The following is a 23394-nucleotide window of genomic DNA, read 5'->3' on the forward strand; positions in this document are numbered from 1 at the left end:
GCCGGCGGAGGAGAACTGTTTCCCCGCCGGCCAGCGGCCTTTTTACGAGAACCAGGAGTCGGTGACGCCGGTCAGGCCGACCACGGTGATGGTGCTCTTGTCGGACAGGGTGAAGACGGTGTTCTTGCCGACGGTCTGGGCGCTCGCCTTGATGTCCGCGATGCTGATGCCGGCGATCGCGAAGCCGAGGATGTCCTCGTCCGGGTTGAACTCGAACACATAGTCGTTCCCGCCGCCGAGCGTGAAGGCGAAGATGTCCTTCCCCGCACCGCCGATCAGCCAGTCGTCACCGCCGAAGCCCCAGAGCACGTCGTCACCGGCACCGCCGAACAGCGTGTCGTTGCCGTCCTCGCCGACCAGGGCGTCGTTGCCGTCGCCGCCGTCGATCAGGTCGTCGCCGGCACCGCCGCCGATCAGGTCGGCCCCGGCACCGCCGAGGATGGAGTCCTTGCCGTCCCCGCCCACGATGGTGTCGTTGCCCGCGTCGCCGGTCAGCAGGTCGTTGCCGTTCATGCCGAACAGCACATCGTTGCCCTCGCCACCGATGGCCGTGTCGTTGCCGTCCTCGCCCATCAGCCAGTCGTTGCCGGCGTCGCCGCTGAGCAGGTCGTTGCCGTTGCCGCCGCCGATCACGTCGTCGTCGTCGCCGCCCATCACGGTGTCGTCGTCGTCGCCGCCGTGCAGGGTGTCGTTGCCCGCGTCGCCGGCCAGCAGGTCGCGCCCGGTGGTGCTGGCCACCACGTCGTTGCCGCCGCCGCCGCGGGTGGTGTCGTCGCCCGGACCGAGGTTGATGACCTGGGCGCTGTCGTCGCCGATGGTCAGGCTGCTGCCCTCCCCGCCGGTGAAGGTGCCCTGGCCGACCAGCACCGCGAAGTCCACCCGATTGAGGACGACCGAACCGCCGGCGTTGCTGCCCATGTTGATAATGAGCGCCTCGCGCGGAGCCTCAAAGTCCGCACTGCCGGTGATGGTGACCGGTCCCGAACCCGTCGGGGTCAAAGTGCGCAGCGTCATCGCACCGCCGCCGCCGGCGAAGGCCGCCACTTCGTTCCGGATCGCCGTGGTCAGGCTGTCCGGCAGCAGGGCGGCGAGCATGCCGGCGAAGACACCGGTCATCTGGCCGCTCTGTACCGTGGATTGCGGACCGTAGGCGGTGAGGCTCCCGCCCGCCGACACGTTCGCCTGGAGGAGCATGCCGCTCAGCCAGCTCTGCATCAGCGAAACGGTCACGCCATCCCGGCTGCCGGCCGGCACAGGCTGGGCAAGGCCCGTCTGGACGAAGGGAACGTCGATGCCCGCAGGGGCACTGGCGCTTCGGGTCTGAACGACGACGCCGTTCACCGTCTCATCGCCCACGGGCTTGGTACCGCTGTTGAGGCTGATGACCCCCACATCGTCGTTGCGGATGGTGCCGGTCGCCGTGGCCGTCCCGATCGTGCCGCCGCTGGCGTTGGACAGCGTGACCGTGAAGGTCTCGTCGGACTCCACGGTCTGGTCGCCCTGGACGTTGATGGTGATCCGGGCCGTCTGCTGACCTGCCGCGAAGGTGACCGTTCCCTGCGGCAGGGCGTTCCCGGCGAAGTCGGCGGCGTTGGCGGCGGAGGCACCGCTGCCCGCCACCGCGTAGGACACGGTGGTGGAGCCGGAGGTGTCGCCCGTGCGGGTGACCAGGAAGGTCAGCGCCGCCGTGCCGTCGTTGCCTTCCGCGGCGCTGCCGGTTTCCGCCGCGATGGACAGGTCCGGCGGCGGGGCGCCGTTCTTGATGACGCCGGTCGCCACCGCCGTCCCGATGGTGGCGCCGTTCGGGTTGGACAGCGTGACCGTGAAGGTTTCGTCCGCTTCGCTCAGAGTGTCCGTCGCGATGGCGATTTCCACCGTCTTCGTCGTCTCACCGGCCGCGAGGCTGATAACACCCGTCGGGAAGGCGTTGCCCAGGAAATCCGCCGCGGACGCCGGGCTCGGCCCGCTGCCGGCCACCGTGTAGGTGACGCTGACCGGGTCGAGGGCGTTGTCGCTGCGGGTGATTGTGAAGGTCGCCTTGGCGTTCGCCCCTTCCTGCACGATGGCCGACGCCGCCGCGATGTCCAGACGGGGAGTCAGCGCGCCGTCGTCGTTCTCGATCGTCACCGTCGCCCGCGGCGCGGCGATCACCGCCTGGGTGGGGGCACCGGACTGTTGAGACAGGGTGACGGCGAAGGTCTCGTCGGCCTCCGCCACCGCGTCGCCAGCCACCGCGACGGTGATCGTCGCGGAGGTCTGGCCGGCGGCCAGGGTCACCGTCCCGCCGGGGAGCCGACCGCCGAAGTCCGCGGCGTCCGCCACCGACGCGCCGAAGCCCGTCACGGCGAAGTCGAGCACCAGATCGGCGCTGGAGTCGCCCGTCCGGTACACGTCGAAGACGACGTTCGTGCTGCCGCTGTTGCGCTCCGTCACCGTGGCGGTGCGGGCCGCGATGGTGATGACCGGGGCGGCGGCCGGCGCGTTCGACGTGGCGGACTGCTGCGTCGGAGCGTTGGTCTGCGTGGCCCCCTTCAGGAAGCTGGCGTCGCCGGTCAGCGCCACGTCGAGCAGGGCCGCCTGCCGCAGCGCCGGATCGGTGATGCCGGCGGCGTCCAGCAGAGCCTCCGCCCGCTGGCGCAGCGCCTCGGGCAGGGCGTCCACCGACAGCACCTGCCGCGGGAAGCTGCGGTCGGTGTAGGTCGCCGTCGTCTCGCCCTGGCCGTAGTCGAAGAGCGAGGTCTGCTGCGTCACCCGCCAGCCGTCGGCGTAGCTGCCGTACAGCACCGAGTAATCGATGGGCTGCGACAGCACCGTGCCGTCGGCCAGCGCCAGATCGTTGGAAGCGTCGCCGTCGAGGTTGCCCATCAGGCCCTCGATCGACCCCGCCGCACGGCTCGGCGACAGGTAGAGCTGGAGGTCGACGCGGTCGGCCTCGACCGTGACGATGAGCTGCTCCTGGTTCGAATAGACGATGGTGTAGACGTTGCCGGAGCGGAAGATGTGCCCGTCACCGACGGCGAGCGACCCGGTGGCGTCCGGAATGTCGGTCGCCTGCCCGTCGATGCGCAGCGGATGGGCCGAGTCCTTCGCGTTGATGGACACCCGGACCGACCCGATCTTCGTCGCCACCGCCGTGTTGATCGACACCGCGTCGCCCAGCGCCGCGGTGCGGAGCTGCACGATCCGCTCGTCGCCCGACTTGGCGTTGACGTAGGTGAACTCGCCGACCGCCTGGAAGCTGTAATAGAAGCCGTCGAAGGTCACCAGATGCGGGTCGCCCCAGTTGGCGCCCGGACGGAAGCCCGGCGGCAGCGGCGGCGCCTGGTTGTCGTCGTTCAGGATGGTGCCGGTGGACTGACGGTTGCCCAGCTTGATGTTGGAGCCGTCCGCCGGAGTGGCCAGCGTCACCGCGAAGGTCTCGTTCGCCTCCGCCACGGTGTCGCCCAGCACGTCCACCGAGATGGTCTTGCTGGTCTCGCCCGCCGCGAAGGTGACCGTGCCGTCATAGGGCAGGAAGCCGCCCGCCAGATCCCCGGCGCCGACCGGGTTGCTGCCCGTGCCGGCCACCGTGTAGCCGACCGACACCGCGCCGGTCGTGTCGCCGGAGCGGGTGACCGTGAAGGTGAAGCGGGTGGTCCCGCTGTTGCCTTCCGCCTTGGACAGCTGGCCCGGCTCGATGGCGACGACCGCCGGCAGGACGTTCGACGCCGTGCCGCCGGTCATCTCGAAGCGCCACAGGCCGTTCACGCCCGTGTTGCCCGCCGTGGTGTCGAGGGCGAGCATCCCCGCCTCGCTGCCAGACTGCGGCAGGATGAACAGGCCCGCCGTGTCGCCGTTGCCGGCCGTGTAGCCGGCCCGCGCGACCGCGTTCCCGCCGGTCTGCGCCCAGTTGACGGACTCGTAGCGGAACTCCGCGTCAAAGTCCCCGGTCTGGCGCCCAGTGGCGCCGGCGGCGTTGGTCAGCACGAGTTGGAAGGCGTTGCGCCCCTCGTCAGTGCCGCCGTTGGCCGCCACGTCGTCCCAGGTGATGACGATGGTCCCGGTGACCGGGTCGAGGTCGTAATAGACGCGGTTGGTGCCCTGCGAGGTGCCCCCAGGAGTCGCCGCGCCAGTGCCGCCCCGCGTGTCCACGTCGGACAGGAAGGGCGCGATCATCGCCGGAGACGTTGCCGACAACGCGCCGGCCAACGGACCGGCGGCCAGCGGCGCGTCGAAGGAGATGCTGCCGTTCGTGTTGATGTAGAAGCCGGTGTAGACCTTGCCGAAGACGTTGATGCCGTCGGCGAAGACCGACCGGATGTCGATGAAAGCGCTCGACCCGTCGTTGCTGCGGTCCAGCTCGTTCTCGCCGAAGCCGGCGGTGCCGCCCAGGCCGCTGATCAGCCGCGCCCCGATGGCGGAGGCCGGCGTCAGGTCGACCGTCTGGTCGGTGAAGCGCAGCTCCTCCATCGCGGTGATGCGGGCGACGCCGTCCGTCCTGGTGCCGCGGGCGTGGGTGACGGTGATCGTCCCGCCGTTGTTGACGATGTCGTAGTTCGCCTTCGCGTCGGTGAAGACCACCGCGTCGAGTCCGGCGCCGCCGTTGATATCGTCGGTGCCGCCGCTGGCCTGGAACAGGTCGTTGCCGTCACCGCCGTTCAGCGTGTCGTCGCCGGCCCCGCCGTTCAGCGTGTCGTCGCCGGCGTCGCCGGACAGCAGGTCGTTGCCCAGACCGCCATCCAGGCTGTCGTTGCCCAGACCGCCGGACAGACTGTCGTTGCCGCCGTTGCCGGACAGCCGGTCGTCGCCGGCCTGGCCCATCAGCCGGTCCGGCGTGTCGCCGCCGGTCAGCGTGTCGGCGTCGGCGGTGCCGGCCAGGTCGAGGCCGGTGGCCCGAACGAGAACGCCGGCGCTGCCCTCGGCCTCCTGCAGTTCGTGGAAACCGGCCAGCGTCAGGGTAGCGTCGGCCACGCCGTCGCCGTTCGCGTCGAACAGCAGCTGGGTGGTGGCGCCGCCGGAGGTGACGAAGCGGAAACCGACCTGGGCGCCGCCCGGCTGGGCCACGGTGCCGGTGAAGGGTCCGCTGCCGACGAAGGTGAAGGGAATACCGGACAGGTCGATGCGGTCGCCCGCCGCGAAGTCGGTGATGCGGTCGCCGTTCGCCTCCGCCACGCTGGCGTAGCGGAAGGTGTCGTTGCCCTCGCCGCCGCTCAGCACGTCCTCGCCGGCCCCGCCGGCCAGCGTGTCGTCACCAGCACCGCCATAGAGGAAGTCGGCGCCGCCGAGGCCGTCGAGGCGATCGTCGCCGGCTCCGCCGGTCAACGTGTCGGACGCCGCGCCGCCGGTCAGCGTGTCCGCGCCGTCACCGCCGGTGGCGGAGATGGCGGTCACGCGGACCAGAACGCCGCTGTTCGACGGATCGGCGGCCAGCGCGTGAGTGCCGGCCAGATGGATGACGCGGTCCGCCACCCCGTCGCCGTCGATGTCGAACTGGAGATCGGTGGTCGCGAAGGCGCCCGTGCCGGAGTTGACGTAGTTCACCGCCACGCCGGAACCGAAGCGCTGGGAGAGCGGCGTGGTGCCGAGGAAGCTGGCCGACAGGCCAGAAATGTCGATGCGGTCGCCGGTGGCGAAGTCGGTGATCAGGTCGCCATCGATGTCGGTGGCGCGGGCAAAGACGAAGGTGTCGTTGCCGGCCCCGCCGGACAGCTCGTCGCGGCCTTCCGACCCCACCAGAATGTCGTCGCCGTCGCCGCCCGCCAGCGTGTCGTTGCCGGTCCCGCCGGTCAGGCTGTCGTTGCCGGCCCCGCCGGACAGGGCGTCGCCGCCCTCGCCGCCGTCCAGCGTGTCGTTGCCGTCGCCGCCGTCCAGCCGGTCGTCGCCGCCGAGTCCCTCCAGCCGGTCGTTGCCGCCCAGGCCGGACAGGCTGTCGGCGCCCTCACCGCCGGTCAGCGTCTCCGCCGCGCCGGTGCCCGCCAGGATCTTGTTGGAGACGCGGACCAGGATGCCCGCACCGTCTTCCCGCAGGGCATGGCCGCCGTCCAGCGCAATCACGGAGTCCGCAATGCCGTCGCCGTTGCCGTCGATCTCCACGCGGGTGCGCTGCTGCCCCTCCGGGCCGGTCACCGCGAAGCGGACCTGGGCCGGGCCGAGATTGATGGAGGAACCGGTGAAGGCGCCACCGCCGATGAAGGTGGCGTTGAGCGCCGACAGGTCGAGGCGGTCGCCGTCCGCGAAGTCGGTGATGCGGTCGCCCGCGGCATCCCCCACAGTCAGCACACGGAAGGTGTCATTGCCGTCGCCACCGAGCAGCGTGTCGGCCCCGTCGCCGCCGAGCAGCGTGTCGTCGCCGTCGCCACTGAACAGAAGGTCGCGGTCAGCCCCGCCGGTCAGGCTGTCGTTGCCGGCCCCACCGGTCAGCGTGTCGTCGCCGGCCCCGCCGGTCAGGCTGTCAGGACCGTCGGTGCCCCCGATGCGCTGGCCGGTGGCACGGAACAGGACGCCCGGCGCCTGCGGATCGACTTGGAGGATGTGCTCCCCGGTGATCTCGATGCTGCGGTCAGTCACACCGTCGCCGTTCAGGTCGATCTCGAGCAGCGTGTTGCGGAAGCCCGGCTCACCCACCGCCGACACACGGATCTGCGCGCTCCCCGTGCCGCTGAAGGCGGAGGTGCCGATGAAGGCGGCGTTCAACGCCGACAGGTCGATGCGGTCCCCGTCCGCGAAGTCGGTGATGCGGTCGCCCGCGATGTCGTCCGCGGCGAAGACGAAGGTGTCGTTGCCAGCCCCGCCGGTCAGGCGGTCGGTGCCCGCCCCGCCGACCAGCGTATCGTCGCCGGCATCGCCGGACAGCGTGTCGTTGCCGACACCGCCAGTCAGGCTGTCGTTGCCGCCGCCGCCGGACAGGCTGTCGCGCTCGGCGCCGCCCTCCATCGTCTCGCCCGCGTCGGTCCCGGTGAGGACGAGATCGTCCACGCGGACCAGGATGGCGGGGTCATTGGGCGTCGCGATCAGCGTGTGCGTGCCGGACAGTATGATCATCCGCTCGCCGATGCCATCGCCGTTCATGTCGAAGACGAGCCGGGTCTCGGCCAGCGGGCCGCTGCCGACGATCACGGCGTTGACCTGGGCCGGGCCGGGCTGAGCGACGCTGCCGGTGAAGGCGGCGGTGCCGATGAAGGTGACGTTCACGTCGCGCAGGTCGATGCGGTCGTTGGGTCCGAAATCGGTGATGCGGTCGCCGTCGATGTGGCCGGCCCGGTTGAAGCGGAAGCTGTCCCGCCCGGCTCCGCCGGTCATCAGGTCGCCGCCCGGGCCACCGTTCAGCGTGTCGTTGCCGTCGCCGCCCTCCAGCGTGTCGATGCCGTCGCCGCCGATCAGCGTGTCGTTGCCGGCCCCGCCAATGATCAGGTCGTTGCCGTAATCGCCGCTCAGCGTGTCGTTGCCGTCATCGCCGATCAGCGTGTCCGGACCGGAGGCGCCGGTCAGGCTGTCGTTGCCGGGCGTCCCCGTCAGGGACTTGCCGTATTCTGTGATGAGGACGCCCGGCGCCCCCGCCATCTCGACCAGAGGGACCACACCGTTGAGCCACATGCCGACGTCGGCCACGCCGTCGCCGTTGGAGTCGAGAACAACGGTCGTGGTGTCCGCGCTGTAGTAGACGCGCAGTTCGGCGCGGCCCGGATTGGACACGCTGCCGGTGAACGCCCCCTCCCCGAGGAAATGCGCGTTCAGCGCCGACAGGTCGAGGCGGTCGCCGGGGCCGAAATCGAGGATGCGGTCGTAATTCATCTCCGACGCCGAACCGAAGACGAAGCGGTCGTTGCCGGTGCCGCCTTCCAGTATGTCGGCCCCATCGCCACCGGTCAGCACGTCGTCGCCGGTGCCGCCTTCCAGCGTGTCGGCCCCATCGCCGCCGATCAGCGCGTCGTCGCCGGTGCCGCCCTGAAGCAGGTCGTTGCTGCCCAGGCCCTCCAGCGTGTCGTTGCCAGCACCACCCGACAGCGTGTCGCGGCTGGGACCGCCCGTCAGGCTGTCGTTGCCGTCGGTGCCGGTCACCGCCTGGGTCGGAATACGGACAAGCACGCCCGGCGCCTGCGGATCGACCTTGAGATCATGCTCGCCGGCGATCGTGAAGAAGGTGTTGAGCCAACCGAAGCCACTGCTGGACACCTCGATCCGGGTCACGCCGCCGGAAATGACCGAGCGCACCTGGACCGGACCGCCGCCGTTGGGATAGAGGGTGAAATCCGCCGAGCCGATGTAAACCGGATTCAGCGCCGACAGATCGATGCGGTCGCCATCCGCGAAATCGGCGATGCGGTCGCCGTAAATGTCGTTGGCGCTGGTGAAGCGGAAGGTGTCGTTGCCCTCGCCGCCGAAGAGCTGGTCGGACCCGGCCCCGCCGTCCAGCGTGTCGTCGCCCGCTCCGCCGCGCAGCAGGTCCGCCCCCGCCCCGCCGAGGAGCAGGTCGTTTCCGGTGCCCCCGTCCAGGCTGTCGGCACCGCCCAGGCCGGACAGCGTGTCGTCGCCGGCCCCGCCGGACAGCGTGTCGCTGCCCGCTCCGCCTTCCAGCGTGTCGTTGCCGCCGGTCCCGGTCCGGACCGTCTCCGGCGCCCGGACCAGCACGCCCGGCGTGCCCGGATCGACGATCAGGGCGTGCGAGCCCGACAGGATGATCCGGCCGTCGACGGTACCGTCACCGGTCAGGTCGAAGTCGAGCTGCGTGTCGTCGCCCGACATGGTCAGGCGGACCTGCGGCGCTCCCTTCTGCTGGAAGGTGCCGGTGAAGGGCTGTTCGCCGATGTAGGTGACGTTCAGGGCGGACAGGTCGATGCGGTCGCCGGGGGAGAAGTCGGCGATGCGGTCGCCGGCAAGCTGACTGGCCTCGGTGAAGCGGAAGGTGTCGTTGCCCTCGCCGCCGATCAGCAGATCGGCACCGTCGCCGCCGACCAGCGTGTCGTCGCCGGCCCCGCCGTCCAGCACATCGCCACTGCCCAGGCCGTTCAGCAGGTCGTTGCCGCCGCCGCCCCACAGGCTGTCGAAGCCCGGACCGCCGGTCAGCGTGTCCACCCCTTCGGTCCCGACGAGGGAGCGGTCGGCAACCCGCACCAGCACGCCCGGCGTGTTCGCAAGCTCCTCCAGCGCGTGGGCACCGGTCAGAATGATCCAGTGGTCGGCGACGCCGTCGCCGTTGGTGTCGAACTCCAGCGCCGTGCTGCCGACGTCCGTGCGGTAGCGCACCTGCGCCGGGCCATAGTTGGGATAGCTGCCGGTGAAGACCCGTTCGCCGATGAACTGGACGTCCATCTCGGAAAGGTCGATGCGGTCGCCCGGACCGAAGTCGGTGATGACGTCGCTGCCGACGTCGCCGATCCCATCGAACCGGAAGTCGTCGTTGCCTGCCCCGCCGGTCAGCATGTCACGCCCGGTACCACCGTCCAGCGTGTCGTCGCCGTCGCCGCCGTTCAGGCTGTCGGCGCCGCCCATGCCGCGCAGCAGGTCGTTGCCCGCCCCGCCGTTGATGGTGTCGAGCCCGGCGCCGCCATTCAGCTCGTCGTCGCCCACCGTGCCGGTCTTCGTCTGGTCGGGCACGCGTACCAGGATGCCGGGCGAGCCCGCCAGTTCCTCCAGGGCATGGGCGCCGGCCAGTTGGATCTGGCGGTCGGTGACACCATCGCCGTTGCTGTCGATCTCCAGCAGCGTGCCGTTGCTGAGATCCGTGCGGAGGCGGACCGCCGCGGTGCCGTTCCCCGGGAAGCCGTTCTCACCCACGAAGACAGCGTTCAGTGCCGACAGGTCGATGCGGTCGCCCTGCGCGAAATCGCTGACGTAGGTGCTGGAATAGACGGAATAGCTGGAAGCGGTTCCGGCCGGTGCCGCGGCGATGCGGAAGGTGTCGTTGCCGGTGCCGCCGGACAGCGTGTCGAAGCCGATGCCGTCTTCCAGAAGGTCGTCGCCGGCGCCGCCGGTCAGGCTGTCGTTGCCGGCGAAGCCACGCAGCGTGTCGTTGCCGGTGCCACCGGACAGCGTGTCGCGGCCCGCCGCACCGTCCAGGACGTCGTCGCCGGCCGTGCCGGTCTGCGTCCGGTCGGGCACGCGAACCAGGATGCCGGGCGCGTTCGCCAGTTCCTCGAGCGCCGCCCCGTTGGGCAACTGAATGTAGCGGTCGGCGCTGCCGTCGCCGTTGGCGTCGATCTCCAGCGTGGAGTTGCTGTTGTCCTGGCGCAGGCGCACCTGCGCCGGCCCCTTGTTGCTGTAGCTGCCGGTGAAGGAGCCGCCGCCGATGTAGGTGGCGTTCAGACCGGTCAGATCGATGCGGTCGCCCACCGTGAAGTCGGTGATGACGTCATAGCTGTAAGTGGTGAAGCCGTTGCTCACCGGCCCCGCGGCGAAGCGGAAGGTGTCCGCACCGGCGCCGCCGACCAGCGTGTCGTTGCCCTCGCCACCCTCCAGCGTGTCGTCGCCGTCGCCGCCGGACAGGCTGTCGTTGCCGGACAGACCCTGCAGCAGATCGTTGCCGGCGCCACCGCTGATGGTGTCCATGCCGGCGCCGCCGGTCAGGATATCGGCATCCGCCGTGCCGGTCAGGGTCTGGTCGGGAACACGCTCCAGCACGCCGGGCGAACCGGCCACCTCCCGCAGCGCGTGCTGACCGGTCAGGGAAATGCTGCGGTCGGAATAGCCGTCGCCGTTGCTGTCGATCTCCAGGACGGTGGTGCCGTAGTCCTGGCGGACCCGCACCTGCGCAGGTCCGTTGCCCATGCTGGTGCCGGTGAAGTTGCCTTCGCCGATGAAGACAGCATCCAACCCCATCAGGTCGATGCGGTCGCCGTTCGCGAAGTCGGTGATGATGTCCCCGCCGGCGTCGGTCGGGTTGGAGAAGCGGAAGATATCGTTGCCCGCCCCGCCCGTCAGGCTGTCGCCGCCGGGCCCGCCGTCCAGCGTGTCGTCGCCGAAGCCGCCGGACAGGCTGTCGTTGCCGCCCAGGCCCCGCAACAGGTCGTTGCCGTTGCCGCCGTTGATGGTGTCGCGCCCGATGCCTCCGGTCAGCGTGTCGGCCTCCTCCGTGCCGGTCAGCGTCTGGTCGGGAATGCGCTCGAAAACGCCGGGCGAACCGGCCACCGGCTGCAGCGCCGGCCCACCGCTCAGAGTGATGGTGCGGTCGGAATAGCCGTCGCCGTTGCTGTCGATCTCCAGGACCGTGGCGGTGGCGTCGGCACGGACGCGGATCTGCGCCGGACCGTTGCTGGAATAGCTGCCGGTGAAGGGGGATTCGCCGATGAAGGTGGCGTTCAACCCGGTGATCTCCAACCGGTCGCCGAGGCCGAAGTCGGTGATGACGTCACCGTCGATGTCGGTGAGAGCGAACCGGTAGACGTCGTTGCCGAGCCCGCCGGTCAGCGTGTCGGCTCCGGCGCCGCCTTCGAGCGTGTCGTCGCCCTCGCCACCCGTCAGACTGTCGTTGCCGGACAGTCCCTGCAGCAGGTCGTTGCCGCCGCCGCCGTTGATGGTATCGCGCCCGGCGGCGCCCTCCAGCGTCTCGGCCTCCGCCGTTCCGGTCAGCGTCTGGTCGGGAATGCGCTCGAAGACGCCGGGCGAACCGGCCACCTGCTGCAGCGCAGGCGCGCCGTTCAGATAGATGTAGCGGTCGGCGTAGCCGTTGCCGTCGCTGTCGATTTCCAAAGACGTCTGCCCACCGTACATGCGGACGCGGATCTGCGTCGGCCCGGTGTTCATAAAGGAGCCGGTGAAAGCCCCATCACCGATGAAGGTGGCGCCCAGGGCAGACAGGTCGAGACGGTCGCCCAGGGCGAAGTCTTCGATAACGTCGCCGTTGACGTCGCTCAGGCTGGCGAATCGGAAGGTGTCGTTGCCGACCCCGCCGGTCAGCGTGTCGCCGCCGGCCCCGCCATCCAGCGTGTCGTCGCCCTCGCCACCGGACAGGTTGTCGTTGCCTCCCAGACCGCGCAGCAGGTCGTTGCCGCCGCCGCCGCTGATGGTGTCGCGACCTGCACCACCCTCCAGCGTCTCGGCTTCCGCCGTGCCGGCGAGCATCTGGTCGGGGATGCGCACCAGCACACCCGAACCCGCTGTCTCCTCCTGCAGCGCTTGCCCGCCGGTTAGGTAAAGGTAGCGATCGGCCATACCGTCGCCGTTGCTGTCGATCTCCAGCACGGTGGAAGCGGAATCCGCGCGAACACGCATCTGCGGCGGCCCGTAGGAAGCGGTTGTCCCATCCCACTTGTAGGAGCCGGTGAAGGGTCCCTCGCCGATGAAGGCGGCGTTCAAGGCCGACAGGTCGATGCGGTCCCCTTGGCCGAAATCGGTGATCGTGTCTCCGTTGATCTCGGCCGCGCTGGCGAAGAGGAAAGTGTCGCTGCCGAGGCCGCCGGTCAGCGTGTCGCCGCCGGCCCCGCCATCCAGCGTGTCGTCGCCCGAACCGCCGATCAGGCTGTCGTTGCCTCCCAGACCGCGCAGCAGGTCGTTGCCGGCACCGCCGTCGATGGTATCTCGCCCGACACCGCCCTCCAGCGTCTCGGCCTCCGCCGTGCCGGTCAGCGTCTGGTCGGGGATGCGCACCAGCACGCCCGAACCCGCCGTCTCTTCCTGCAGGGAAGGCGCGCCGGTCAGATAGATGTAGCGATCGGCCATGCCGTCGCCGTTGCTGTCAATCTCCAGCGCGGTGGAACCGTAATAGTTCTGGTTGAGACGGATCTCCGCCGCCCCCCCACCGACGATGGAGACTCCATTGAAAGACTTCTCGCCAATGAAGGCAGCGTTCAAGACCGACAGGTCGATACGGTCGCCCTGGGCGAAGTCGGTGATCGTGTCTCCGTTGATCTCGGCCGCGTTGGCGAAGAGGAAGGTGTCGCTGCCGAGGCCGCCGGTCAACGTATCGCCGCCGGCCCCGCCGTCCAGCGTGTCGTTGCCCGAACCGCCGGACAGGCTGTCGTTGCCTCCCAGACCGCGCAGCAGGTCGTTGCCGCCGCCGCCGCTGATGATGTCACGACCGCCGCCGCCCTCCAGCGTCTCGGCTTCCGCCGTGCCGGTCAGCGTCTGGTCGGGGATGCGCACCAACACGCCCGAACCCGCCGTCTCCTCCTGCAGCATATGCGCGCCGGTTAGGTAAAGGTAGCGATCGGCCATGCCGTCGCCGTTGCTGTCGATCTCCAGCACGGTGGAAGTGGAATCCACGCGAACGCGCATCTGCGGCGGCCCGTAGGAAGCGGTCGTCCCATCCCACTTGTAGGAACCGGTGAAGGGCCCCTCACCGATGAAAGCGGCGTTCCAGGCCGACAGGTCGATGCGGTCGCCCTGCGCGAAATCGATAATGCGCTTTTCGCTGTAACCCGTCGTGCTTGGCTTGGAGATCAGGAAGGTATCGTTGCCCGCCCCGCCGGCCAGCGTGTCGTTGCCGGAGCCGCCGGCCAGCGTGTCGTCCCCCGAACCGCCAATCAGACTGTCGTTGCCGCCCAGGCCGCGCAGCAGATCGTTGCCGGCACCGCCGTCGATGGTGTCGCGCCCGGGGCCCCCCTCCAGCGTTTCGCCGTCCGCCGTGCCGGTGACCGCTTGGTCCGGCGCGCGCTCGAGCAGGCCGGACGAGCCGTCCACCGGCTGCAATCCGGGCGATCCGGCGATCCGGATGGAATAATCGTTCCAGCCGTCGCCGTTGCTGTCGATTTCCAGCGTGGTGTCGGACATGTCGGTGCGCACACGCACCTGCGCCGAACCACGGGCCGAATCTTTCCCGGTGAACGCCTCTTCGCCGATGAAGGTGGCGTTCCAGGCCGACAGGTCGATAAGGTCGCCCTGGGCGAAGTCGGTGATGCGAGCTTCGCCGTAGCTCACGGTGGCCGGCTTGGAAATCACGAAGATGTCGTTGCCGGCCCCGCCGGTCAGCGTATCGTTGCCCGTGCCGCCCTCAAGCGTGTCGTCGCCGGCGCCGCCGGAGAGGCTGTCATGGCCGCCCAGACCGCGCAGCAGGTCGTTGCCGCCGCCGCCGCTGATGGTGTCACGTCCTGCGCCGCCCTCCAGCGTCTCGCCCGCCGCGGTGCCGGTGATCGACTGGTCCCGGACCCGCTCGAACACGCCGGGGGAACCGGCCACCGCCTGCAATTCGGGAGAACCGGCGATGTAGATGGAGCAATCGTTGTAGCCGTCACCGTTGCTGTCGATCTCCAGCGTGGTGTTGGCCATGTCGGTGCGCACGCGCACCTGAGCCGGTCCATGGGCGGCGTTCGTCCCGGTAAAGGCCCCTTCGCCGATGAAGGTGGCGTTCCAGGCCGACAGATCGATGCGTTCCCCCGGCGCGAGGTCGGTGATCCGCACCTCGTTGTAGCCCATGGTGGCGGGCTTGGAGATCAGGAAGGTGTCGTTTCCCAGGCCGCCGGTCAACGTGTCATTTCCGGTGCCGCCGTCCAGCGTGTCGTCGCCGTCACCACCGCTCAGGCTGTCGTTGCCGGCGAAACCGCGCAGCGTGTCGTTGCCGTCGCCGCCGCTGATGGTGTCCGGGCCGCCGTCGCCTTCCAATATATCCGCCGCGCTCGTGCCGGTGAGCGACTGGCCGGGCGTGGCCTCCAGCACGCCGGGCACGCCGTCGACCTGCCGAAGGACGACAGAGCCGCTGACGGTGATGAACCGATCGGGGAAACCGTCGCCGTCGCTGTCGATCTCCAAGATCGGGCCGGTGAAGTCGGTGCGCGTGCGGACCTGCGCCGGCCCTCTGTTCTGCGGGGACCCGGTGAAGGCCCCGTCGCCGATGAAGGTCAGGTTGAACGCCGACAGGTCAATGCGGTCACCCGGCGCGAGATCGGTGATCCGGTCATAGCCGATGTCACTCAGGCTGGAGAAGCGGAAGGTATCGTTGCCCGCACCGCCGGTCAGGACGTCGTAGCCGCCGTAACCGTCCAGCGTGTCGTCGCCGTTACCGCCCGTCAGCGTGTCGCTTCCCGAAGTGCCAGTCAGCTCGGACATCGAATACCCCGTTGGAAAGAAATTTCTTCTACTTTCCTCCTACCTTTGTGCGAATGTCATATCAACTTCTAGTTTTTTCGATGATGATTAAATCATCTTAAAATTAAAAATGTTTAATTCTATGTATTTTTCAGATGTAATCTATGCTGCGAATTACGCGATTAAGAAACATGAGATGCATTCGCCAAAATCAAAAACTGTGTTTAATCCCATGAAAACATCTTATGCGGCAACATGCCGCATGCAAATTCCCGTAAAAACAGGACCTTAGAGATAGCGCCACAATGCCATGAGAAAGGACCTCCCACGCCGATCATGGTACTTCTTCTTATGAGCAACCGGTGACGTAGAAAAACAACTTACAGAATACATCGTAACGCGGAAATTGCCCCTGAAGTCGAGCAGGCACTTCGAATATGTTATCAAAATAGATAATTTTCAAAACGCCTCCGGCCCCTCCGCCGCGAGACGGAGAGGCCGGAGCCAAAGATCAACCCTTAATGGTTCACTTCGCCGATACGGTTCCGGTCCAGCCGGGCTCCACGCCCTTCATGTCGGGAAGCCGGTGGGCGATGCCCTTGTGGCAGTCGATGCAGGTCCGCTCGCCGGTGAACAGGTAGGTCTCGTGCATCTTGGCGGCCCGCGGGTTCTGGCGGGTGATGTCCATGGATTCCGCGCTGTGGCAGTTGCGGCATTCCAGGGAGTTGTTGGATTTCAGCCGGTCCCATTCGTGGGTGGCCAGTTCCAGCCGCTTGTCCAGGAACTTCTCGCGGGTGTCGATGGTGCCGAAGATCTTGCCCCAGACCTCCTTCGACGCCTGCATCTTACGACCGATCTTGTGCGTCCAGTCGTGCGGGACGTGGCAGTCCGGGCAGGTGGCGCGCACGCCGGAGCGGTTGGTGAAGTGGATGGTCTGCTTCAACTCCTCGTAGGGGTTGTTCTTCATCTCGTGGCAGGAGATGCAGAAGGCCTCCTTGTTGGTGACCTCCAGGGCGGTGTTGAATCCGCCCCAGAACATCACGCCGGCCAGGAAGCCGCCCAGGGTCAGGAAGCCCAGGCTGAAATGCACGCTGGGCCGCGAGAAGACACGCCAGAAGCGCCCGGCGAAGCTCAGAAGGCCCTTCATTTGGCGCCTTCCTTTCCGCCGGCCAGGATGCTGTCGATGTCGCGGAAGCGGTTGCCGGTGATCGGCTGGGCGTCGGTCTGCGGCACGTGGCACTGCGTGCAGAAGTAGCGCCGCGGGCTGACCGCGCCCAGCGTCTGGCCGTCGCGGTCCTGGAAGTGGGTGACCGAGATCATCGGGGCCTGCGAGCCCTCGGTGTTCTTGCGGTCATGGCAGGTCATGCACTTGTTGATGTTCAGGTCGATCTGGTAGTCGCGGATCGCGTGCGGGATCAGCGGCGGCTGGTCGGCGTAGTTCCGCGCCCGCTTGTGATCGTCGGTGATCTCCTTCGCCATCGGGTCGGCGGGGATCTCCTGGGTGATCGGGTGCGGGCCGGAGGGAACCTTCGCGGGGGCGGCCCCGTCCGCGGCGAACACGCCGGACACCAGGAGCGGCATGGCCGCGGCCAGCGCGAGGGCGGCAAAGGTGATGCGGGTCTTCATGGACGGGCTCCTCACGCGACAGGAATGATCTTGACCGCGCATTTCTTGAAGTCGGTCTGCTTGCTCAGCGGGTCGGTGGCGTCCAGCGTCACCTTGTTGATGAGCACCGTGTGGTCGAAGAAGGGCACGAAGACGAGGCCCCGCGGCGGCTTGTTGCGGCCCCGCGTCTCGACCCGTACCCGCACCTCGCCGCGGCGGGAGGCGATGCGCACCTCCTGCCCGCGCCGCAGGTTCAGGTCCTTGGCGTCGTCGGGATGGATGAAGACGACGGCGTTGGGGAAGGCCTTGCGCAGCTCCGGAACGCGCAGCGTCATGGAGCCGGAGTGCCAATGCTCGACCACGCGGCCGGTGCAGAGCCAGAACGGGTAGTCCTTGTCCGGCGATTCCGCCGCCGGCTCATAGGGCAGCGCGAAGATGTTCGCCTTGCCGTCCTTGTTGCCGTAGAAGCGCACGCCCTCGCCCGCCGGGACGTAGGGGTCGAAGCCCTCGCGGTAGCGCCACTTCGTTTCCTTGCCGTTCACGACCGGCCAGCGCAGGCCGCGCTCCTGGTGGTACATGTCGTAGGGGGCAAGGTCGTGGCCATGGCCGCGCCCGAAGGCGGCGTATTCCTCGAACAGGCCCTTATGGACATAGAAGCCGAACGCTTGCGATTCCCGGTTTTCATAGGCCGGGTCGCAGTCCGACAGCGGAAAGGCGTTGACCTGACCGTTGCAGTACAGCACGTCGTAGAGCGTCTTGCCGCGGACCTCCGGCTTCTTGGCGATCAGCTCCTCCGGCCACACCTCCTCAATCTTGAAGCGCTTGGAGAATTCGATGATCTGCCAGAGGTCGGAGCGCGCCTCGCCGGGCGCGCCGACGAGCTGGTGCCAGACCTGGGTGCGGCGTTCCGCGTTGCCGTAGCCGCCTTCCTTCTCCACCCACATGGCGGTCGGCAGGATCAGGTCGGCGGCGAGCGCCGTCACCGTCGGATAGGCGTCCGACACGACGATGAAGTTTTCCGGGTTCCGGTAGCCCAGATAGGTCTCGTTCGCCGTATTCGGCGCCGTCTGCATGTTGTTGTTGCACTGGACCCAGTAGGCGTTGAGCTTGCCGTCCTTCAGCATGCGGTCCTGCTGGACGGCGTGGTATCCGACCTTGTCCGGGATCGTGCCTTCCGGCAGCTTCCAGATCTCCTCGGCGTGCTTGCGGTGTTCCGGGTTGGTGACCACCATGTCGGCAGGCAGGCGGTGGGCGAAGGTGCCGACCTCGCGCGCCGTCCCGCAGGCCGACGGCTGGCCGGTCAGCGAGAAGGGGCCGCAGCCCGGCTGGCTGATCTTCCCGGTCAGCAGATGGATGTTGTAGACGAGGTTGTTGGCCCAGACGCCACGGGTGTGCTGGTTGAAGCCCATGGTCCAGAAGGACATGACCTTCACCTTCGGATCGGCGTACAGCTCGGCCAGCGCCTCCAGCCGGTTCTTCGGCACGCCCGACAGCTCGTGCGCCTTCTCCAGCGTGTAGGGCTCGACGAACTTCGCGAACTCCTCGAAGGAGATCGGGTCGGACTCGGTGGCCTTGGCGGCGTTCTTCGCCTTCTGCTCCAGCGGATGCTCGGGCCGCAGGCCGTAGCCGATGTCGTCGCGGCCGCGCTTGAAGTTGACGTGCTTGGCGATGAACTCCTGGTTCACCCGGCCCGTCTTGATGATGTGGTTGGCGATGTAGTTGAGGATCGCCAGATCGGACTGCGGCGTGAACACCAGACCGATGTCGGCGAGGTCGAAGCTGCGGTGCTCGTAGGTCGACAGGACGGCGACCTTGCAGCCCTCATGGGTCAGCCGGCGGTCGGTGACGCGGGTCCACAGGATGGGGTGCATCTCCGCCATGTTGGAGCCCCACAGCACGAAGGCGTCGGCCTGCTCCATGTCGTCGTAGCAGCCCATCGGCTCGTCCATGCCGAAGGTGCGCATGAAGCCGACCACCGCCGACGCCATGCAGTGGCGGGCGTTGGGGTCCAGGTTGTTGGAGCGCAGGCCCGCCTTCATGAACTTGGAGGCGGCGTAGCCTTCCATGATGGTCCACTGGCCGGAGCCGAACATGCCCACCGCGGTCGGACCCTTCTTCTTCAGGGTCTCCTTCCACTTGGTGGCCATGATGTCGAAGGCCTGGTCCCAGGTGATCGGGGTGAATTCGCCTTCCTTGTGGAACTGGCCGTCCCTCATGCGCAGCAGCGGCTGGGTCAGCCGGTCCTCGCCGTACATGATCTTGGACAGGAAATAGCCCTTCACGCAGTTCAGGCCACGGTTGACCTCGGCCTTCACGTCGCCGTGGGTGGCGACGATGCGCCCCTCCTTCACACCGACCATGACGCCGCAGCCGGTGCCGCAGAAGCGGCAGGGGGCCTTCGACCAGGTGAGCTTGGCGTCGGCGCCGGCCGTCAGGGCGCCGGCCTCGGCGGGCTGGATGACGGACGGCAGGCTCACACCGGCCGCCGCCGCCGCTGTCACGGCGGCTTGGACCTTCAGATAATCACGGCGGGTCAGGGACATAGGGGGGTGCCTCCTGGGGCGGGTCGTCTTTTCTTGGACGGACGTCAATGGGCGTGGGGAACGAGAGCGGTGTCGGCGGGCATCGGCTCCGCGCAGCGCTCGGCATCCTCGTAGTGGTGGTAGACCAGCGTGGTGGTATGGACGCCCGCCATGGCGTTGATGTCGGCGATGCGGTCCAGGACCTCGGCTTCCGTCGCGGTTTCCAGCGTGACGATGGCCTTGCCGTTCTCCGACGCGTGCCAGTCGGCGCCGTCGAGCGCGCAGACCACCTCCTTCAGGGCGGCGGTGCGGTCGGGCGCGTGCTGGATGACGAGGCTGGAAATGTGCAGTTCGGGCATGGCCGCCTCACATCCCGCCGGAGTGAGACAGGATCTGGTACATCCAGACGGAGAAGCCGTAGGCCCCGACCAGCCCGATCGCCAGGAACGGCCAGATCAGGATGGAAAGAGCGAAGAAGACCAGCCCCTCGAAGCGGCGGGTCGGGGCGGCGGTATCGACGGTGCGGGCGGGCGGCGCGTTCATGGCGATCCCATGGATTGATCGAACGGTATCGCCGCGGAGCTTCATCCTTTCGCATCATGAGTGGCTTGACCGAGGTCAAGTGTCGGTACCAACTCAATCCCTAAGTACCGGTACTTTTGTCGTTCTGGACGTTTTGCCGCACGCCAACGCAAAACCCCTCCCCCGCCGGGTGCGGGGGAGGGGTTGAGGAAGCGAACCGGGATCGGGCGTGTTACAGCCGGGTGTTTTCCTGGCGCATCAGGCGGTCGATCAGCACGCCGCGCACCAGATCGGGGCCGAGCTGTTCGGCGGCGGCCTGCTTCAGGGATTTGGCGACGGCGGCGGGATCGACCGACGGGCCGTCGAAGGCGCCCGCCCCCGCCATGCCGAACAGGGCCTGCAGCAGGGCGTTGCGCGCGTGGGGAAGATGGCGGCGCAGCAGGTTGGATTGCTCGACGCTGCCCGTCTGCAGGGTGATCTGCGTCAGGATGAAGGCGTTGGTGCGGCCCTCCACCAGCACCGGCACCATCAATTGCCCGACCTCCACATAGAAGGGGCCGGGACCGTCGCTGGGCAGGTCCGGCCCGGCGCCGGCCGTCTGCTCCACGGTCTTCTCCTCGGCGCCGAGCGTCAGTTGCAGGCGTCCGATGCCGTAGCCGACCGCGGCCGCCAGGGCGGCGCAGAGCACGAAGACCGAGTATCGGCTGGGTCCGGGGCGGTCCGCCATGGTCGCGTCTCCCACCGCTCAGAAGGGCATGATGATGTCGAAGACCTGCTGGCCGTAGCGCGGCTGCTGGACGTCGGTGATCTGGCCGCGCCCGCCGTAGGTGATCCGCGCCTCGGCGATCTTGTCGTAGTCGATGGTGTTCACGTTGGTGATGTCCTCGGGCCGGATGACCCCGGCGATGCGCATCTCGCGCAGCTCGTAGTTCACCCGCACCTCCTGCCGCCCGGCGATCACGAAGTTGCCGTTGGGCAGCACCTCGGTCACCACCGCCGCGGCGCGCATGGCGATGCGCTCGTTGCGCTGGATGGTCCCGGTGCCGGAGGAGGAGGAGGAGCTGTCCATGTCGACGAGGCTGGAGGGGTTCACCGCGTCGGGCAGCACCGCGGGCAGCCGCGACTCCAGCCCGAAGAAGTTCGGCACGGCCGCCGATTCGGCGTTGGAGCGCTGGCGCTGCGTCTGGTTCTGCAACTGCGCCTGATCGGCGATGTTGATGATGACGGTCAGCAGGTCGCCCACCTGCTTGGCCCGTGGGTCGCGGAAGAAGTCGCGGGACCCGGTGCGCCACAGCGAACTCGGCACCTGCTCGTTGGTGTTGGGGCGCGGCATCGGCATGGAGATGACGCGCGCCTCCGGCGCCATGGCGGGGTTGGAGATTTCCGACAGGCGCGGCGCCTGCCCCACGTCGGCCAGCCGCCCGCAGCCGGCGAGCGCCACCGTCAGGGCGAGGAAGGGAAGCAGGACGCGGCGGGACGGCAGGGTGCGCATGGTGTTGGTGTCCTTGACTGGACTCAGAATTTTGCGGGAGCCGCGATGGCGGGCATGGCGTCGGGCGGCCCGCTGACGGTGACGGTCTGCGGGCCGGTGATGGTGCCGGTGACGACGATGTTGCTGGCGACGTTCATCACCCGCACCAACTCCCCCACCCCGCCGTCCTGCAGGGCGCGGCCGCGCGCCATCAGTTGCAACGGCCCGTCCTCGTAGACGAGGCTGACCGGCTTGTTGCGCTGGACCACCAGCGGGGCGCCGACCGCCGAGGTCTGGATCAGCCGCCCGGCGGAGAGCTGGCGGCGGCTGGCCAGCCCGGCCAAGCTGTCGCGGGAAGTAATGACGGCACCGTTCAGCCGCTCCAGCGGCATCGGGATGGTGGTCAGGTCGCTGTCGGCGATCACCTCGCCGGGCAGGATGCGGCGCGTCGGCACCGGCACCTCCACCATGATGTCGGCCTTGGCCTTCACCTCGACGACGCGCCCGTTGCTGCTCACCAACGCGCGTACCAGCCCGCCGCGCGGGTCGTAGGACAGGTCGCGCACCGCCTCCACCGGGCCGGAGAAGGGCGCGGTCAGCACCAGCGACACCCGCGCGTCCGGCGGCACCGTCGGGCCGAGCGAGGCCGCCAGCTCCTGCGCCAGCAGTGCCTCCACGGCCCCCTCGCCGTCGGACAGGGTGGCCGCCTGGGCGGGCGCGCCGAGCAGATGCAGGACGACCGCGAGTCCGGCCAGATGACGAACGGAACGCCGCATGGCGGTCACCGCATGTTGGAGAGGGTGGAGGCCATCTGGTCGCCGGCCTCGACCACCTTCGCGTTCATCTCGTAGGCGCGCTGGGCGGAGATGAGTTCGGTGATCTCCTGGACGACGTTGACGTTGGAGGATTCCAGGTACTTCTGCCGGATGGTGCCGAAGCCCGCCTGCCCGCCGGTGCCGTCCTGCGGCTCGCCCGAGGCGGGGGTGGCGCGGTAGAGGTTGTCGCCCATCGCCTCCAGCCCGGATTCGTTGACGAACACGGTCATCACCAGCTGGCCCAGCACGCGCGGGCGGGTCTGCCCGTCGACGAAGGCCTGCACCTCGCCCGACGCGTTCACGGCGATCTCCCGCGTGCCCTGCGGCACGGTGACCTCGGGCAGCACCGGGTGGCCGTCGCTGGTTACGATGGTGCCCTCCGGCGACAGCTTGAAGCCGCCGGCGCGGGTGTAGGCGGTCTCGCCCGCCGGCATGCGGATGTTGAAGTAGCCGCGCCCCTCGATGGCAAGGTCCAGCTCGTTCCCGGTGGAGGTCAGGTTGCCGGTCGTGTTGATGCGGTTGACCGCCCCCGGACGCACGCCGAGGCCGACCTCGATGCCGGTCGGGATGATGGTGCCGGCGTCGGTGGACTGGCTGCCCTGGCGCCGCTCCGACTGGTACATCAGGTCCTGGAACTCGGCGCGCCCGCGCTTGAAGGCGGTGGTGTTGATGTTGGCGATGTTGTTGGAGATGACCTCGACGTTCAACTGCTGGGCCATCATGCCGGTCGAAGCGATGCTGAGCACGCGCATGGACGCAATCTCCTGATTTTAAGCGGATTTGCCGAGGCGGTTGATGGCGGAGCGCAGCAGGTCCTGCCCGTCGTCCATCATGCGGGTGACCGACTGGTAGTCGCGCGTCAGCTCCATCATCCGCGACATCTCGGCGATGGACTGGACGTTGGACTGCTCGACCTTGCCCTGGATAATCCGGGTGTCGGGGGCCGGCAGCGGCTGGGCGTCCACGGCGTCGAACAGCACGTCGCCGGTCTGGGCCAGCGCCTGCGGACTCTCGAAGCGGACAACGCGCAGCCGGGCGATCATCTCGTTGTCGGCGGAGACCAGCCCGTCGCTGCCGATCTCCATCCGGCTGCGGTCGGCCGGGATGACGATGGGCTGCTGGTTGTCGTCCAGATAGGGGAAGCCGCCGGCGTTCACGAGCTGCCCGTCCACGTCGCGCCGCATCCGCCCGTCGCGGGTGTAGCGCGGGCCGTCCGGCGTCTGCACCTGGAGCCAGCCATCGCCGTCCAGCGCCACGTCATAGGGGTTGTCGGTCGGCTTCAGGCTGCCGGCGGTGAAGTCGGTGTAGGTGGCGCGGTCGATGGTGAAGGCGATCTTGTCGGACGGCTTCATGCCGCCGCGCTCCATCGCCGCTTCGAACAGCATGCGCTCGCCGCGGAATCCCGCAGTGTTCATGTTGGCGATGTTGTTCGCCACGACATCGAGCTGCCGGCGCAACGCCACTTGCCGCGACAATCCAATGTAAAGGGGATTCTCCATCGCCGGACACCTTCGGTTTGAACGCC

11 protein-coding genes are annotated in these 23394 nt (G+C 68.4%); all 11 read right to left on the reverse strand.

From position 1 onward, the window contains the following. Window positions 1-42: 42 nt before the first annotated feature. Entirely contained in the window at window positions 43-14955 is a 14913-nt protein-coding gene (locus H1Q64_RS34050) for a Calx-beta domain-containing protein (protein WP_330874665.1), read from the reverse strand. A 505-nt stretch (window positions 14956-15460) separates the two neighbouring features. Next, window positions 15461-16081, reverse strand: a complete 621-nt coding sequence (locus H1Q64_RS31175) for a NapC/NirT family cytochrome c (RefSeq protein ID WP_014200142.1) — start codon at window positions 16079-16081, stop codon at window positions 15461-15463. Beyond that, on the reverse strand, window positions 16078-16560 hold the full coding sequence (locus H1Q64_RS31180) for a nitrate reductase cytochrome c-type subunit (protein WP_035682930.1): 483 nt from the start codon (window positions 16558-16560) through the stop codon (window positions 16078-16080). The genes H1Q64_RS31175 and H1Q64_RS31180 overlap by 4 nt, the downstream gene beginning before the upstream one ends. Before the next feature lie 11 nt (window positions 16561-16571). Next, window positions 16572-19082 carry a nitrate reductase catalytic subunit NapA gene (gene napA, locus H1Q64_RS31185; protein WP_237908169.1) on the reverse strand — a complete coding sequence of 837 codons (2511 nt, stop codon included), beginning with the start codon at window positions 19080-19082 and terminating at the stop codon, window positions 16572-16574. A gap of 44 nt (window positions 19083-19126) precedes the next feature. Next, complete coding sequence (locus tag H1Q64_RS31190) at window positions 19127-19420, reverse strand: chaperone NapD (RefSeq protein ID WP_237908170.1); 294 nt, start codon at window positions 19418-19420, stop codon at window positions 19127-19129. A gap of 7 nt (window positions 19421-19427) precedes the next feature. Further along, window positions 19428-19604 (reverse strand): periplasmic nitrate reductase, NapE protein, encoded by a 177-nt coding sequence (locus tag H1Q64_RS31195; protein WP_237908171.1) that lies wholly within the window; start codon window positions 19602-19604, stop codon window positions 19428-19430. A 211-nt stretch (window positions 19605-19815) separates the two neighbouring features. Then, a complete protein-coding gene (locus tag H1Q64_RS31200; protein WP_237908172.1) occupies window positions 19816-20310 on the reverse strand; it encodes a hypothetical protein in 495 nt (164 codons plus the stop codon). 18 nt (window positions 20311-20328) lie between these two features. Further along, window positions 20329-21075 carry a flagellar basal body L-ring protein FlgH gene (gene flgH, locus H1Q64_RS31205; RefSeq protein ID WP_237907732.1) on the reverse strand — a complete coding sequence of 249 codons (747 nt, stop codon included), beginning with the start codon at window positions 21073-21075 and terminating at the stop codon, window positions 20329-20331. Between the two features lie 23 nt (window positions 21076-21098). Beyond that, window positions 21099-21830: a flagellar basal body P-ring formation chaperone FlgA gene (gene flgA, locus H1Q64_RS31210; protein WP_237907733.1), complete on the reverse strand. Its 732-nt coding sequence runs from the start codon at window positions 21828-21830 to the stop codon at window positions 21099-21101. A gap of 5 nt (window positions 21831-21835) precedes the next feature. After that, window positions 21836-22621, reverse strand: coding sequence for a flagellar basal-body rod protein FlgG (gene flgG, locus H1Q64_RS31215; RefSeq protein ID WP_094305780.1), 786 nt, complete (start codon window positions 22619-22621; stop codon window positions 21836-21838). Window positions 22622-22639: 18 nt separating this feature from the next. Next, on the reverse strand, window positions 22640-23368 hold the full coding sequence (gene flgF, locus H1Q64_RS31220; protein WP_237907734.1) for a flagellar basal-body rod protein FlgF: 729 nt from the start codon (window positions 23366-23368) through the stop codon (window positions 22640-22642). Window positions 23369-23394 lie beyond the last annotated feature (26 nt).

The sequence above is a fragment of the Azospirillum brasilense genome (assembly GCF_022023855.1).
Lineage (GTDB): Bacteria > Pseudomonadota > Alphaproteobacteria > Azospirillales > Azospirillaceae > Azospirillum > Azospirillum brasilense_F.